Annotated in this window: 14 protein-coding genes; 2 read left to right on the top strand and 12 right to left on the bottom strand. The window is 71.5% G+C overall.

What is annotated here, in order from left to right; all coding sequences use genetic code 11:
• Positions 1–110: 110 nt before the first annotated feature.
• Positions 111–1,601: an amidase gene (locus tag CQZ88_RS01900; protein ID WP_050035420.1), complete on the bottom strand. Its 1,491-nt coding sequence runs from the start codon at positions 1,599–1,601 to the stop codon at positions 111–113.
• Between the two features lie 15 nt (positions 1,602–1,616).
• Positions 1,617–2,378 (bottom strand): acyltransferase, encoded by a 762-nt coding sequence (locus tag CQZ88_RS01895; RefSeq protein ID WP_029544462.1) that lies wholly within the window; start codon positions 2,376–2,378, stop codon positions 1,617–1,619.
• Positions 2,379–2,475: 97 nt separating this feature from the next.
• On the opposite strand from CQZ88_RS01895, the gene CQZ88_RS01890 reads away from it, so the two are divergent.
• Entirely contained in the window at positions 2,476–3,777 is a 1,302-nt protein-coding gene (locus tag CQZ88_RS01890) for a PQQ-binding-like beta-propeller repeat protein (RefSeq protein ID WP_102799161.1), read from the top strand.
• A 24-nt stretch (positions 3,778–3,801) separates the two neighbouring features.
• Here CQZ88_RS01890 and CQZ88_RS01885 read toward each other — a convergent pair whose 3' ends face one another.
• From CQZ88_RS01885 to CQZ88_RS01855, 7 genes are all read right to left on the bottom strand, one after another.
• Positions 3,802–4,182: a VOC family protein gene (locus tag CQZ88_RS01885; protein WP_006933183.1), complete on the bottom strand. Its 381-nt coding sequence runs from the start codon at positions 4,180–4,182 to the stop codon at positions 3,802–3,804.
• The gene (locus CQZ88_RS01880; RefSeq protein WP_006933181.1) at positions 4,179–4,466 is read right to left on the bottom strand and encodes a helix-turn-helix transcriptional regulator; all 288 of its coding nucleotides are present in this window, start codon (positions 4,464–4,466) and stop codon (positions 4,179–4,181) included. The genes CQZ88_RS01885 and CQZ88_RS01880 overlap by 4 nt, the downstream gene beginning before the upstream one ends.
• Before the next feature lie 75 nt (positions 4,467–4,541).
• Positions 4,542–5,699 (bottom strand): SAM-dependent methyltransferase, encoded by a 1,158-nt coding sequence (locus tag CQZ88_RS01875; protein ID WP_102799160.1) that lies wholly within the window; start codon positions 5,697–5,699, stop codon positions 4,542–4,544.
• A gap of 1 nt (position 5,700) precedes the next feature.
• Positions 5,701–6,678 (bottom strand): class I SAM-dependent methyltransferase, encoded by a 978-nt coding sequence (locus CQZ88_RS01870; RefSeq protein ID WP_006933177.1) that lies wholly within the window; start codon positions 6,676–6,678, stop codon positions 5,701–5,703.
• Between the two features lie 53 nt (positions 6,679–6,731).
• The gene (locus CQZ88_RS01865; RefSeq protein WP_006933175.1) at positions 6,732–7,511 is read right to left on the bottom strand and encodes an enoyl-CoA hydratase-related protein; all 780 of its coding nucleotides are present in this window, start codon (positions 7,509–7,511) and stop codon (positions 6,732–6,734) included.
• Positions 7,512–7,521: 10 nt separating this feature from the next.
• Positions 7,522–8,355 carry an NUDIX domain-containing protein gene (locus CQZ88_RS01860; protein WP_029544471.1) on the bottom strand — a complete coding sequence of 278 codons (834 nt, stop codon included), beginning with the start codon at positions 8,353–8,355 and terminating at the stop codon, positions 7,522–7,524.
• Between the two features lie 86 nt (positions 8,356–8,441).
• A complete protein-coding gene (locus CQZ88_RS01855) occupies positions 8,442–9,275 on the bottom strand; it encodes an ABC transporter ATP-binding protein (RefSeq protein ID WP_037201771.1) in 834 nt (277 codons plus the stop codon).
• A gap of 42 nt (positions 9,276–9,317) precedes the next feature.
• On the opposite strand from CQZ88_RS01855, the gene glgX reads away from it, so the two are divergent.
• Entirely contained in the window at positions 9,318–11,486 is a 2,169-nt protein-coding gene (glgX, locus tag CQZ88_RS01850; protein WP_374703802.1) for a glycogen debranching protein GlgX, read from the top strand.
• Here glgX and CQZ88_RS01845 read toward each other — a convergent pair whose 3' ends face one another.
• The 3 genes from CQZ88_RS01845 to CQZ88_RS01835 form a co-directional block, all read right to left on the bottom strand.
• Positions 11,487–12,260 (bottom strand): peptidyl-tRNA hydrolase, encoded by a 774-nt coding sequence (locus CQZ88_RS01845; protein ID WP_180986925.1) that lies wholly within the window; start codon positions 12,258–12,260, stop codon positions 11,487–11,489.
• A 28-nt stretch (positions 12,261–12,288) separates the two neighbouring features.
• Positions 12,289–13,503 (bottom strand): phosphoserine phosphatase SerB, encoded by a 1,215-nt coding sequence (gene serB, locus CQZ88_RS01840; protein ID WP_170914110.1) that lies wholly within the window; start codon positions 13,501–13,503, stop codon positions 12,289–12,291.
• Positions 13,504–13,677: 174 nt separating this feature from the next.
• Positions 13,678–14,464, bottom strand: a 787-nt coding sequence (locus CQZ88_RS01835) for a cbb3-type cytochrome c oxidase subunit I (protein WP_180986923.1), incomplete at its 5' end; no start/stop codon positions are given.

Below are 14,464 nucleotides of genomic sequence, written 5' to 3'. Positions count from 1 at the left end.
GACCGCCCGTGTGTACTCGGAGGCGAAACGTCGTGTGCGCCATCCGCTTCCGCGACCGACGATTCCCCAGCGGCCGTTGCCCGGCCGGTGACCGGCGCTGCCGGCCCGCGTCACCGGGACGGCAGCAGCGGAGGCTCGCGGTGCGCCCAGGGCCGGGCCCGCTCGAGCTGTGCCGCGAGCGACAGCAGCAGTCCCTCCGAGCCCAGCGGCCCGAGAAACTGCACGCCCAACGGCAATCCCGCCGCGGTCCAGTGCAGTGGCACCGAGATCGCCGGGCGCCCGGTGATGTTCGCGAGCTGGGTGTACGGCGTCCGGGCGAGGTTCTCGTCGACGATGCGGTCCATCAGCCCGGCCCACCGCGCCGCGCGGCCCAGCCGCGCCGTCACGATCAGGCGCGCGGCCCCCTGGAGCGCGGGCGGCGTGGCCAGTTCCCCCACGCGCGCCGGCGGATACGCCAGGGTCGGCGTGAGCAGCAGGTCGTACCGCTCGTGGAACGCGCCGAGCTGCTGCGTATACCCGTTCCACCGGCGCAGCGAGGCGAGATAGTCCGAGGGCCGCACGGAGTCGCCGAGCGCGGCGAGGAACCGCGTGTCGGGCTCGAACGCGTCGGGGGCGCACCCGGTGCGCAGGCGCGCCTGCCGGACGTCGGCGGCGAGCCAGGCGAACCACATCGTCAGCCAGTCGGTGGACAGCCGCCGCTCGTCGATCCCCGTCGCCGCGGGTTCGACGGCGTGGCCCAGCTCGGCGAGCAGCGCCGCGGCGTTCTCGACGGCCGTGACGGCCTCCGGGTCGACGCCGGTGCCGATCGGGGAGTCCGTCGCGAACCCGATGCGCAGCGTCCGCGGTGGGGTACTCGCCGCGGACGCATACGACTCCTGCGGTGCCGCCGTGAGATAGGGCCCGTTCGGGTCCGGACCGGCCAGCACGTCGAGCATGGCTGCCGCGTCGCGCACCGTGCGCGTGACGACCCCGTTGCTGACCGCCCCGTGCCGGTCCTCGTCCACCTCGGGTCCGCTCGGCACCAGGCCCCGGCCCGGTTTGAGCCCGACCAGCCCGCAGCAGGCGGCCGGAATGCGGATCGAGCCGCCGCCGTCGTTCGCGCCGGCCGCCGGGACCACGCCGGCGGCGACCGCCGCCGCGGATCCGCCGGAGGACCCGCCCGGCGTGTGCGCGGGATTCCACGGGTTGCGGGTGGGACCGTTCGCCACCGGCTCGGTCACCCCCTTGACCCCGAACTCCGGAGTGTTCGTCTTGCCGAAGAGGACGAGGCCCGCGTCCAGCCAGCGATCGACGACCACCGCGTTGCGCACGGCGGGCAGCTCCGCCAGGGACCTGCTCCCGCTGCCGGTCGGAATCCCCGCGACGTCCTGGAGAAGATCCTTGACCAGGAACGGCACCCCCGCGAACGGACCCTCGAGGCGCTCCGCGGCCCGGCTGCGCGCCTGCTCGTCGAGCCGGCGCACGACGGTGTTCAGTGTGGGCTCCACCGCGTCGAGCCGGGCGAGGGCCGCGTCGAGCAGTTCGCGCGGCGTGACCTCGCGGCGGGTGACGAGTTCGGCGAGCCCCACGGCGTCGTAGCGGCGGTAGTCGGCGTAGTCCATCGCAGGCGCCCCGGATCAGGAACCGGGTTCCGCCGCCGGTTCGCGGCCCGCCTTCTTGCGCGCGATGTCCTCGAGCGCGGCGACGTACGCGGCCCGGTCGGCGGCACCGGACTCCCAGTCCGTGCGGCGGTTCCTGACCACCTTGGCCGGCGATCCGACCGCGATGCTGTAGTCCGGGATGTCGCCCTTGACCACCGCGTGCGCACCGAGGACGCAGCCGCGGCCGGTGCGGGTGCCGCGCAGCACCGTGACCTTCGTCGCGATCCAGGTGTCGGGTCCGATCCGCACGGGGCTCTTGACGATCCCCTGATCCTTGATCGGGTACGTGATGTCCTCGGTGCGGTGGTCGAAGTCGCAGATGTAGCACCAGTCGGCGACGAGTGTGGAGGCGCCGATCTCGATGTCGAGGTAGGTGTTGACGACGTTGTCCTTGCCGAAGACCACCTTGTCGCCGATGCGCAGCGACCCCTCGTGACAGCGGATGGCGTTGCCGTCGCCGATGTGCACCCACCGGCCGATCTCGAGCCGGGACAGCTCGGGGACGGAATGGATCTCGACGTTCTTGCCGAGGAACACCATGCCGCGCAGGATCACGTGCGGGTTGGCGAGCTTGAACTTGGCGAGCCGGTAGTACCGGACCAGGTACCACGGCGTGTACGCCTTGTGCGCCAGCACCCATCGCAGCGAATCGACGGTCAGGAATCGGGCCTGATCGGGGTCCCGCCGACGAGAACCCCGCCACCTCGTGCGCAACGGTGCGCCCCACATGCTCGTCATGGTTGCCAGCGTACGGTCCGCCTCGCGCATCGAGTGCGCCACCCGGCCCGATAGTGTGGCCCATCGGGTCATTCGAGCCATGGCGAGGAGATGAGTGATGCGGGCTGCCCTGCGGACGGTGATGCTGACGGCCTCGGCGGCACTGGTGTTGACCGGATGCGGCAGCGACGGCGGCCCGGTCGACGTCCTCGCCGCCGGGGCGTGGCCGGGTCGGTACGCCGACGCCCGCAACAGCAACACCGCGCCCGCCGACGGGCTGCGCGACCTCGCGCCCGCCTGGTCACGTCCGCTCGGCGGCGCCGTCACCGCGCCCGCGAGCGTCGCGGCGAACGGACAGATCTTCGTCACCGCCGCGACCGCCGCCGGCTGCAACCTCGTCTCGTTCCAGATCGACACCGGCCGCAAGCGCTGGTGCACCCGCCTCGCGCCGGGCGTCACCGGGGTGACGCCCACCGCCGACGGCGTGGCCAACATCTACGTCGGCGAGGAGGGGGCGATGGTGTCGTTCAACGAGCACGGCCAGCGGCGCTGGCGGATCCCGGTGAGCGGGACGCCGGGCACCGCACAGTTCACCGGCGACGGAAACCTCGTGTTCGTCACGCATTTCGGTCAGGTCAACGTGCTCGACCCGCAGACGGGCAGGCACGCCGCCCCGATCTTCGACCTCGTGCCCACCCCCGGGGTGGCGGACGGGACGAACGTGCCGCGGCTGCCCAACGACCACGGTCTGGCCGCATGTTTCGGCGGATCGGAGGACTGCCCGGTGGCCACCACCCCGGCGGTCGATCTCGGGACCGGCCGGATTCTGGTGACGCTGTGGCGGCCGGGCGCCGATCGCGCCGCCGTCGTGTCGATGCGCTACACCGGCGGCGACGATGCGCGGGTGGTCGAGGAGTGGTCGCAGCCGGAGCTTCCGGGCGGCGCGACGACCAGTCCCGTGCTGTCCGCGGACGGCGCCACGGTGTACGTGCACGACGGCGAGGGAGCCCTGTGGGCCCTCGATGCCGGGACCGGGACGCCGCGGTGGAGCCACGACCTCGGGTACACGGCCTCCGCCGGACCGGCGGTGTCCGCCGACGGACTGCTGATCCTCGCGCCGGGGGGCCGGACCGGCGACCTGGTGGCGCTGCGCGACACCGGTGAGGCGGCCGAACTCGTGTGGCGCCGCGGCGACGTGCGCCAGCTGGGGGTGCCGGCGCTGACCGCCGACGGCATCGGATACACAGTGGCCCGAGCCGACGACGGGTTGGCCGCGCTGGTGTTCGACGCCGCCAGCGGGGAGACGCTCGACGAGGAGACCCTGCCCGACGCGGCCGGATTCTCGGTCGGCACCGCGGTCGGGCCGGCCGGCGAGTTCGTCACGGCGACGCTGCCGGGCGACGTGTACGTGCTCCGCTGACCTTTCGCCGCGGGCGGCGACGGCTCAGCCGGCGATCTGGATGAGATTGCCGCAGGTGTCGTCGAAGACGGCGGTGGTGATGCCGCCCATTTCGAGGGGCTCCTGGGTGAATCGCACCCCGAGGCTGCGCAACCGCTCGTACTCGGCGCGCACGTCGTCGACCGCGAACGAGGTGAACGGGATACCGTCGGCGACGAGGGCCTCCTTGAACGGCCGGACGGCGGGATGGCCGTCGGGCTCGAGGACCAGTTCCGGCCCGTCCGGCTGCTGCGGCGAGACGACGGTGAGCCACCGCGCCTCGCCCAGGGGGACCTCGGTCTTCTTCACGAAACCCAGGACGTCGGTGTAGAAGGCGAGCGCCTTGTCCTGGTCGTCGACCAACACGCTGGTGAGGGTGACCTTCACTGCGACTCCTTTCGATGCGCGACCGTCCATCGGTCGGCGAGGCCCTGCAGTGGCGCAACGTCCACATGATGGAACTTCGATCGCCCCTCGCGGCGGGTCCGGACCAGCCCGGCCTCCTCGAGGATCGCCAGGTGCTGCGAGATCGCCTGCCGGGACGAGCCCAGGCCGTGCCGCGAGATCAGTCGTGTGCACAGCTCGAACAGCGTCTGGCCGTCCCGGTCGACGAGCTCGTCCAGGATGGCCCGCCGGGTCGGATCCGCCAGCGCTTTGAAGACGTCGACCACACCGTCGAGAATACGCAAGTATTTGCTTGCATATCAAGACCCGCACCGGAACGACCCACCCGGCCGGGACAGGGCTCAGCGACTGGGTTCGCAGACGAACGCCGTCGGGGTGCGGCCGATCCGCGTGAGCACGACGCTCAGCGACCGCGATCCGCGCAGCTTCAGCCGCGGCCGGAGCACCGCCGGATCGACGTCGACCCCTCGCACGAGAATCTCCGCCACCCCACAGTCCATCGACGAGAGCGATTGCCGGAGAGTCTTTTCCGTGTACTTCAGTCGATCGAGAACGCGGAATCCCCGCACCCCCGCGGGGAGGGTGTCGCCGGTGAGATACGCGATCCGCGGATCGAGCTGCCACAGGCCGTGGGCGGCCGCGTAGTGCCGCACCAGCCCCGCACGCACGATCGCCCCGTCGGGATCGACGATCCACTCCCCCGGTTCCCGCTCGGGGATCTCGTCCGGCTCCGCGTCGGTGATCTCGAATACGGCGCCGTCCGAACGCAACACACTCGCCCGTCGCCGCACGCCCGGCGTGGCCAGACCCGGGGAGTACAGGCATGCCTCGCGGACGCCGCCGTCGAGCGAGACCACCTCGACCTCCCCCGCCCAGTCCAGCGCATCGAAATCCAGTCCGGGGGCACACTTGACGGCCAGGTCGCGTCCGGCGTAGGCGTCGAGCAGGTCGGGCAACGGCGGCATCAGGGCCGCCGGGTCGTGCGTGCGCCGGCCTTCGGATCGGCGGGCCGGATCGGCGATCACGGTGGTACCGCGGGTGATCGGGCGCAGCGCGTCGGCGCGGGCCAGCGCCGCCCCGGGGACGTTGTGGGCGGCCATCGCGAGGCGAACGGGGTCGAGATCGCTGCCGACCACCGCCTCCGCGACCCCCACCAGGGCCGCCAGCTCGGCGCCGATCGAGCACGTCACGTCGTGGACGCGCCGGCCGGCGAGCCGGCGGGCCCGATGCGCGGCGACGGACGCCGGCGTCGCCTGCTGCAGCGCGTCGTCGGTGAACAGCCAGCCGCCGGCAGCGGGCAGCTTCGCGACCGCCCTGCGGCGCAACAGCACCGTCTCGGTCAGCGGCGCGGTCAGGTCGGCGAAACGCGTACGCGCCCAGCCGATGTCGGCTAGGCGCGTCCGCGCGGACAGGTCCCGGGCGGCCACCTCCGCGAGATCGGCCGCGCCCTGCGACGAACGCAGGTACGCGACGTCGGCGAGGGTGAACGCGTAGCCCACACTACTTGCCGGGCTTCACGCCGGTGATCATGACGTTGTAGAAGAAGCTGCGCGGGACCACGTGCCTGAGGACCTTCTCGTCCACCCAGCTGAGCGTGCGCCACCCGCCGAACGCGAAGCGCGCCCAGCCCCAGCCCAGCTTCTCCGCGGGCACCGCGGCCTCGAATGTGCGGACCGGCCAGCCCAGCAGCGCGGCCGCGAACTCCTCGCTGCTCGCCTTCACCTCGACCGCGCCGGCCGAAGCCGCCGTCCGCTCGAGGTCCGACGGGTCGAAGGTGTGCAGGTCGACGACCGCCTCGAGCGCCGCGGCACGGGAGGACTCGTCGAGTTCGGCCTGCGGCCGCCGCCAGTCCCGCAGGAACGGCAGCTTCGTGACGTTGGTGGTGGCCTCCCACGTGAGGCGGCCGAGCCAGCGCGCGTAGAAGTTCCCGACCGTGCTGGGCTCGCCGGCGAAGACGAACCGGCCGCCCGGCTTCAGCACCCGCAGCACCTCCCGCAGCGACTGCTCGACGTCGGGGATGTGGTGCAGCACCGCGTGACCGACGACGAGGTCGAAGGTGTCGTCGTCGTACGGGATCGTCTCGGCGTCGGCCACCCGGCCGTCCACGTCGAGGCCGAGGTGCCCGGCGTTGCGCAGCGCCACCTTGACCATCCCGGGCGACAGGTCGGTGACCGAGCCGGTCCTCGCCACTCCGGCCTGCATGAGGTTCAGCAGGAAGAAGCCGGTGCCGCAACCGAGTTCGAGGGCCCGCTCGTACGGCAGGGGCTGGTCACCGGCGGCGGCGTCGAAACGACCCTTCGCGTAGTCGATGCAGCGCTCGTCGTAGGAGATCGACCACTTCTCGTCGTAGGTCTCGGCCTCCCAGTCGTGGTAGAGCACCTGCGCGAGCTTGGTGTCCCGAAGGGCGGCCGCCACCTCCTCGGCAGTGGCGTGCGGGTTCGGCGCGGGGTCGACCCCGTCGGTCCTGCTTGCAGTCATGAAGGGCATCCTACCCATCGGTAAGGAATGAACAAGTTCCAGTTCCGGGGTGCCTACTCCCCGACGAACTCGGCCTTACCCGGGCCGTTGGCGACGAAGGACTCCATGCCGATCGTGCGGTCCTTCGTCGCGAACAGGCCGGCGAAGACGTGCTGCTCGATCTTCAGCCCCGTGTCCAGGTCGGTGTCGAGGCCCTGGTCGATCGCGGCTTTGGCCGCCGCCAGTGCGCGGGTGGCGCCCCGGCTGAACTGCGACGCCCACGCGCGCGCCGCGTTGTACACCTCGTCCGGGGCGACGACCTCGTCGACCAGCCCCATCTGCAGGGCCTCGGCCGCACCGACGAAGCGGCCGGTGAACACCAGATCCTTCGCCCTCGACGGGCCGACGAGGCGGGCGAGGCGCTGCGTTCCGCCGCCGCCCGGGATGATGCCGAGCAGGATCTCCGGCACACCGACCTTCGCGTTGTCGCCGGCGATCCGCCGGTCCGCACCCAGCGCGAGCTCCAGGCCGCCCCCCAGCGCGTAGCCGGTGATCGCGGCCACCGTCGGCTTCGGGATCTCCGCCACCGACCCCAGCGCCGACTGCAGATCCGCGATGATCTCGCTCATCTGCACGTAGCTCAGCTCGGCCATCTCCTTGATGTCCGCGCCGGCCGCGAACACCTTCTCACCGCCGTAGACGATCACCGCCTTGACGTCGGAGTTCACGGTCGCCTCGCGCGCAGCGGCCCGGATCTCCTCCTGCACCTGCCGGTTGAGTGCGTTCATCGGCGGCCGGTCGAGCCGGATGGTGCCGATACCGTCGGAGACCTCGAGTGTCACGAATTCAGCCATGAGGCACAGGCTAGTTGGCATCCCGGGCGGCCCACGGATGCGGCCCCGCCTCGTAGTAGCCGTCCTGCTCGGGGAACTCCACCCGGAGCTGTCCCTCCCAGGTGATCCGGGTCGGCAGGATCGGCGTGATCTGCGGCTCCGCAGCGAGGATCTCCGCGACCGAGCCGAACCGTGACAGGGCCGTCAACTGGCTCCAGGTCGGGGGCAGCAGCACACTGCCGCCCTCCTGCCAGTGCGCGATCGCCTCCTGCGGAGTCTGCCACCGCACCTCGTCGGCCTCGCTCGTCTCGCCGTCGGCGATCTGTCCCTCGGGAGCCGCCGCGACGAAGAACCTCGTGTCGTAGCGACGACCCTCTCCGACCGGCGTGATCCAGTTCGACCACGGCCGCAACAGGTCCGCACGCAGCACCAGCCCCTCACGTTCGAGGAACTCGCCGAAGGTGAGCTCCCGAGCCTCGAGCTGCCTGCGGGCCTCCCCGAACGGTGTCGTGTCCGCCACCACGGTGTCCGGTGTCGCACCGGCGAGCAGCACCCCGCACTCCTCGAACGTCTCGCGCACGGCCGCGAGGACGAGCGCCTGCGCGAGCGTCTCGGAGGTGCCGAACCGCTCCGACCACCACGGCACGGGCGGTCCCGTCCACGCCACCGTCGCAGCGCTGTCCGACGGGTCGACGCCGCCGCCGGGAAACACCGTCATGCCGCCGGCGAACGCCATGCCGCGCACGCGCTGCAGCAGGAACACCTCGACGCCACGGTCGCCGTCCCGGACGAGGATCACCGTCGAGGCATCCTTGAGCGGCATCGCCGCTGCACCCGCGGGTTCTCCCGAACGTTCGATAGCCATACTCACAAGTTACGGCATGACGTGACACACAACTCACCCACCCGGCGGCTCCGCGCGGCGGTGACCTCGGCCGCGGCTCCGCTCCGCTACGCGCGGCGGTGCCTCCCGGGCTGGTACGTGCGGCGCGCGAAGAACCGGCCGTCCGCCTTGTCGAGCGTGATCGCCTGGCTGAACGCATCGCTGAGGTTCTCACCCGTGATCACGTCGTCGAGCAGACCCTGCGCCACCACCTGCCCCTCCTTGAGCAGCATCGCGTGGGTGAAGCCCGGCGGGATCTCCTCCACGTGATGGGTGATCAGCACGATCGCCGGAGCGTCCGGGTCGGCCGCCAGCACGCCGAGCCGCGCCACGAGCTCCTCACGACCACCGAGGTCCAGGCCGGCGGCGGGCTCGTCGAGCAGCAGCAACTCCGGATCCGTCATCAGCGCCCGGGCGATGAGCACGCGCTTGCGCTCACCCTCGGAGAGCGTGCCGTAGGTGCGGTCGGCGAGATGCTCGGCGCCGAGGCTTTCGAGCATCTCCACGGCGCGTGCGCTGTCCACCTCGTCGTACCGCTCGCGCCAGCGCCCCAGCACGCCGTACCCCGCGGAGATCACCAGGTCCACGACCTTCTCGTCGCCCGGCACACGGTTCGCCAGCGCCGACGACGACATCCCGATCCGGGGCCGCAGCTCGGACAGGTCGGTCTTCCCGAACGTCTCCGCCAGCACGTGCGCCGTCCCCGATGTGGGGAATGTCTCCGCTGCGGCCACCCGCAGCAGCGACGTCTTACCCGCCCCGTTCGGACCGAGGATCACCCAACGTTCGTCGAGTTCCACCTTCCAGGACACGGGACCGACGAGGACGTTGCCGCCCCGCCGCACGAGCACGTCGTCGAATTCGATGAGCAGATCGGGATCAGGTTTTGCCACGCCGACCATCTTTGCGTACGCGCACGAGCGGTTCACGGCAGGATCGCTTCCGTGTCGTACCCCTCGCCTCCACCGCACCCCTCCCCCGCACCCGGCGAGCCGCCGGTCGGACCTGCCGTCGCCCGGTCCGACGCCGGTCCCTTCCCGCTGGGTGCCTTCCCCGGCGACGACGGGACGCGGTTCGCCGTGCACGCGCCCCACGGCAGCCGTGTTCAGCTCTGCCTGATCGACGACGCCGGCCGCGAGGAACGCATCGACCTGCCGGACAAGACGTACGGCGTCTGGCACGGCGCGGTGCCGGGGGTCCGCCCGGGCCAGCGCTACGGCTACCGCGTGCACGGCGCGTGGCAGCCCCGGACCGGGCTACGTGCCAATCCGCACAAGCTGCTGCTCGACCCGTGGGGCCGGCAGCTGACCGGCGACATCGGCGACACGGCCCGCTTGCTCGGCTACGAGCGCACCCCGTTCGGCGATGCGTCGACCGTGGACTCCCTCGGCCACACACCGCTGTCGGTGGTGGCCGACAACCCCGGCCGGGCCCGGCACAACCGTCCCGGCACGCCGTGGGAGCAGACGGTGATCTACGAACTGCACGTCGGCTCCTACACCGCCCGCCATCCCGCCGTCCCCGAGCAGTGGCGCGGCACCTATCTGGGCCTGACGGCGCCGGCCGTGCTCGAACACCTGGTCGGCCTGGGGGTCACCGCCGTCGAACTGCTGCCCGTGCACGCCTTCCTCACCGAACCACCCGTACGGGATCGCGGCATGCGCAACCACTGGGGTTACTCCACCGCGTCGTACTTCGCGCCCCACCCGGGCTACGCGGCCACCCCCGGCAACGAGATCGCGGAGTTCCGGACGATGGTCGACACGCTCCACGAGGCGGGCCTCGAGGTGATCCTCGACGTGGTCTACAACCACACCTGCGAATGGTCGGTGGACGGCCCGCACGTGTCCTGGCGCGGCCTCGACGCGCCCGGCTACTACCTCCTCGACGCCACCGGCCACGACATCGACCTGACGGGCTGTGGCAACACCGTCGACGGCAGTTCCCCGGTGGCGGTGCGGATGATCTGCGACAGCCTGCGGTACTGGGCGACGGAGATGGGTGTGGACGGCTTCCGGTTCGACCTGGCCAGCGCGCTCGCCCGGCCGCGAGGCGGCGACTTCGATCCCCGGGCGGCGGTGTTCACCGCCATCACCACCGACCCCGTCCTGACCCGGCTCAAGCTGATCGCCGAGCCCTGGGATGCGACCCTGCCCGGCTACCAGCTCGGCAACATCGGTCCCCAGTGGTCGGAGTGGAACGATCGTTACCGCGACTCGGTGCGGCGCTTCTGGGCGCGCGGTGCGGGAATCCGGGAGGTCGCCTCCCGGCTCGCGGGCTCGGAGGACCTCTACGGCCGGCACACCCACCGGCCGTGGATGTCGATCAACTTCGTCACCGCGCACGACGGTTTCACGATGGCCGACCTCGTCAGCTACCGGCGCAAGCACAACGAGGCCAACGGCGAACAGGGCCGTGACGGTAGCGACAACAACGAATCCGTCGACCACGGCGTCGAAGGACCCACGGACGATCCGCGGATCGTGGCCGCCCGGGCCCGGCACGTGCGTGCGCTGCTCGCCACCCTGCTGCTGTCGACCGGCACCCCGATGCTGCTCGCCGGCGACGAGTTCGGGCACTCCCAGGGCGGCAACAACAATGCCTATTGCGTGCCCGCCGACGTCCCGGTCCGCGACGCCTGGCCACTCGACTGGGAGCACGCGGACCAGGAACTCGTCGAGTTCGTGCGGCAGACGTTGCGTCTGCGCAAAGTGGTGCCGGTGCTGCGTCAGGGCCGCTTCTTCGACGGCAGGGCCCGCCAGGTCGGCTACCCCGACCTGGTGTGGTTCGGCGCGGACGGAAGGGAACTGCAGGAGGCGGACTGGCTCGACGAGAACCGGCGGACGCTGCAGGCGTGGGTGGACGGCTCGCAGCTGGGCACGGTCACCCGCGCGGGCGTTCCGCTGACGGACAGCAGCGGCCTGCTCGTGCTGCACGCAGGCGGCCCCACCACCCTGACCCTCGGCCGGGCCGAGTGGTACCACGGTGCGATGGTGTGCGCCTTCGACTCGAGCTCCCTCGACGGAGAGCCCGCGGATCTCACGCCGCTGCCCGCCGGCTCGACGTTCCCGCTGACCGGGCCGACGCTGCTGGTGTTCCGGATCGCGACGTGATCAGCCCGGGACGGCGACGACCGTCACCGACCCCGGCGCCACCTCGGTGAATCCCGCGTCCCGTACCGCCACGGCGGTGCCGGCGTCGACCCGCTCCGTCAGGTACCGCCACCGGGCGGGGTCGGCGTCGCGCACGGCACACACGAATCCGGAGTCGGCCCATGCGCCGGCGCGCTCGACGTCCAGGGCCCCGGCCAACAGCATCGCGGCGTGGCCGACCTGTGCCGCGGCCTTCCCGACGGTCATGCCGAGCGCGGCGTCGATCCACAGCACCGGAACTCCGGCGGGCGGATCGCCCGGGGTGTCGTGGGGCAGATCCGTGCCGCCGATCTGCAGCCGCGAGATGCGCGGATCGAGAGCGCCGACGGGCCCCGGGACCAGTGCCCGGGAGTGTGCCCCCCGGTGTTCGACGGTGATTCCGTCGACCTCCTGCGCGGCGCGCCACTGGGCACCGCGGGCGCGACGGCTGACCTTGCGGATGCGCGCGTCGGTCCACGCGAGGTAGGGCTCGCGCCACGGGCCGGGTTCACCGGCCGGCCCGGTCCCGACGCGTGGGTCCAGGCACAGCGCGATCGTCGCCATCGCAGCAGCCTCGAGCAGCGCGCTACGGGAGGGCGGATCCTGCTTGGGGATGTGCAGCACGATCGGCATCGCGAGCACCGCCCCGGGGTCCTCCGGGTCCGGTCGATGCCCGTAGCCGCGGGCGAGGACACCGTGGCGCGCCACGAAATCCGCACCGTGGCGAGCCACGACATCCGCACCGTGGCGAGCCACGACGTCGGGACCGAGCGGGGCCGTGGCCTCAGGCACCGGTGTCGAGGGGCACGCGGCGCAGGGTGCCGTCGACCCGGTCGGCGGCCTCCACCTCGTCGCGGGTGACGCCGAGGACGAACAGCACCGCGTCCAGGTACGGGTGGGACAGCGCGGTGTCCGCGACCTCGCGTAGCGCCGGCTTGGCGTTGAAGGCGATTCCGAGCCCTGCCGCGCCGAGCATGTCGATGTCGTTGGCGCCGTCGCCGACCGCGACGGTCTGCTCGATCGGCACGCCGGCCTCGGCGGCGAACTCCCGCAGGGCACGGGCCTTGGCGGCACGGTCCACCACCTCGCCGACGACGCGGCCGGTGAGCTTGCCGTCGACGATCTCGAGCGTGTTCGCCCGGACGAAGTCCAGTTCGAGTTCGTGGGCGAGGCCGTCGATGACCTGCCGGAAGCCACCGGAGACGACGCCGCATCGGAAGCCGAGCCGGCGCAGCGTGCGGATGGTGGTCCGGGCGCCGGGGGTGAGCTCGAGGTTCTCGGCGACCTCGTCGATCACCGACGCGGGCAACCCGGCCAGGGTCGCCACCCGCTGGTTCAGCGACTCGGTGAAGTCGATCTCCCCGCGCATCGCGGCCTCGGTGACGGCGCGGACCTTGTCCTCCACGCCGGCGTGCGCGGCGAGCATCTCGATGACCTCGCCCTGGACGAGGGTGGAGTCGACGTCGAACACGATCAGCCGCTTCGAGCGGCGGGCGAGACCGGCGCGCTCCACGGCGATGTCGACACTGAGGCCTGCGGCGACCTCGGCGAGCCCGGCGCGCAATCGGACGTCGGCCTCGGCGCCGGGGTCGGCCGCGGTCACCATGAGTTCGAGACCTGTCACCGGATAGTCGGCGATGCCCCGGATCGAGTCGATGTTGGCGCCCTGCCGCGCGAGCTCACGACCCACCGAACGCAGCGCCCGGGCGCTGACGGGACTGCCGAGGACCACAACGGCGTGGGTGGACACGGTCGAGCCGATACCCGGCTCGACACCGGTCTGCACCTGGGCGTGCATGCCGATGGTGGCCATGGCGGCCTCGATCTCGTCCTGCAGGGCATCGGGATCGGCGGGGCAGGAGACCAGCACACCGAGGGTGAGCCGGCCCCGGATCACGACCTGCTCGACGTCGAGCAGATCGACCTCGTGCCGGGTGAGCGCCGCGAAGAGCACAGAGGTCACGCCGGGATGGTCCGGCCCCGTCACAGTCACCAGCATCGCGGTGTCAGACGCCACCTACGTCTCCGATCCTTCGTTCGTCGCGGCACATGCTCACTCATTGTGCCAGGTGAACGGGGTGCCGAACGAGCAGGGGTCCACCCCGGAAGAATGCGCAAGGCCCCGCCCGTCGGGACGGGCGGGGCCTCGGGAAGCGTCGATCCGGTGTGCGGATCAGCGGTCGGCGGGGGTCCTCTCGGCACCCTCGCTCAGCGCCACATGGTTGTGCTTGTTGCTGCCCGGACCGACGTGCGCCTCGGCGCGGATGCGGTCCACCATGTGGGGGTAGTGCAGCTCGAACGCCGGGCGCTCCGAGCGGATGCGCGGCAGCTCGGTGAAGTTGTGCCGCGGCGGCGGGCAGCTCGTCGCCCACTCGAGGGAGTTGCCGTAACCCCACGGGTCGTCGACGGTCACGACCTGGCCGTACCGGTAGCTCTTGAACACGTTCCACAGGAACGGCAGGGTCGAGGCGCCGAGCACGAAGGCACCGACGGTCGAGATGATGTTCAGGGTGGTGAACCCGTCCGAGGGCAGGTAGTCGGCGTAGCGGCGCGGCATGCCCTCGTTGCCCAGCCAGTGCTGCACCAGGAACGTGGTGTGGAAGCCGAGGAAGGTCAGCCAGAAGTGCCACTTGGCGAGACGCTCGTCGAGCATGCGCCCGGTCATCTTCGGGAACCAGAAGTAGATGCCGGCGTAGGTGGCGAACACGATGGTGCCGAAGAGCACGTAGTGGAAGTGCGCGATGACGAAGTAGGAGTCCGTCACGTGGAAGTCGAGCGGCGGGCTGGCGAGGATGACGCCGGACAGGCCGCCGAACAGGAAGGTGACGATGAAGCCGACCGAGAACAGCATCGGCGACTCGAATGTCAGCTGGCCCTTCCACATGGTGCCGATCCAGTTGAAGAACTTCACGCCGGTGGGCACCGCGATCAGGAACGTCATGAACGAGAAGTACGGCAGC

Source organism: Rhodococcus sp. ENV425, from assembly GCF_002887785.1.
Classification (GTDB): Bacteria; Actinomycetota; Actinomycetes; order Mycobacteriales; family Mycobacteriaceae; genus Rhodococcus; species Rhodococcus aetherivorans.
The sequence above is the reverse complement of the archived record's forward strand: the minus strand, read 5'-3'. Positions and strand labels throughout refer to the sequence as shown.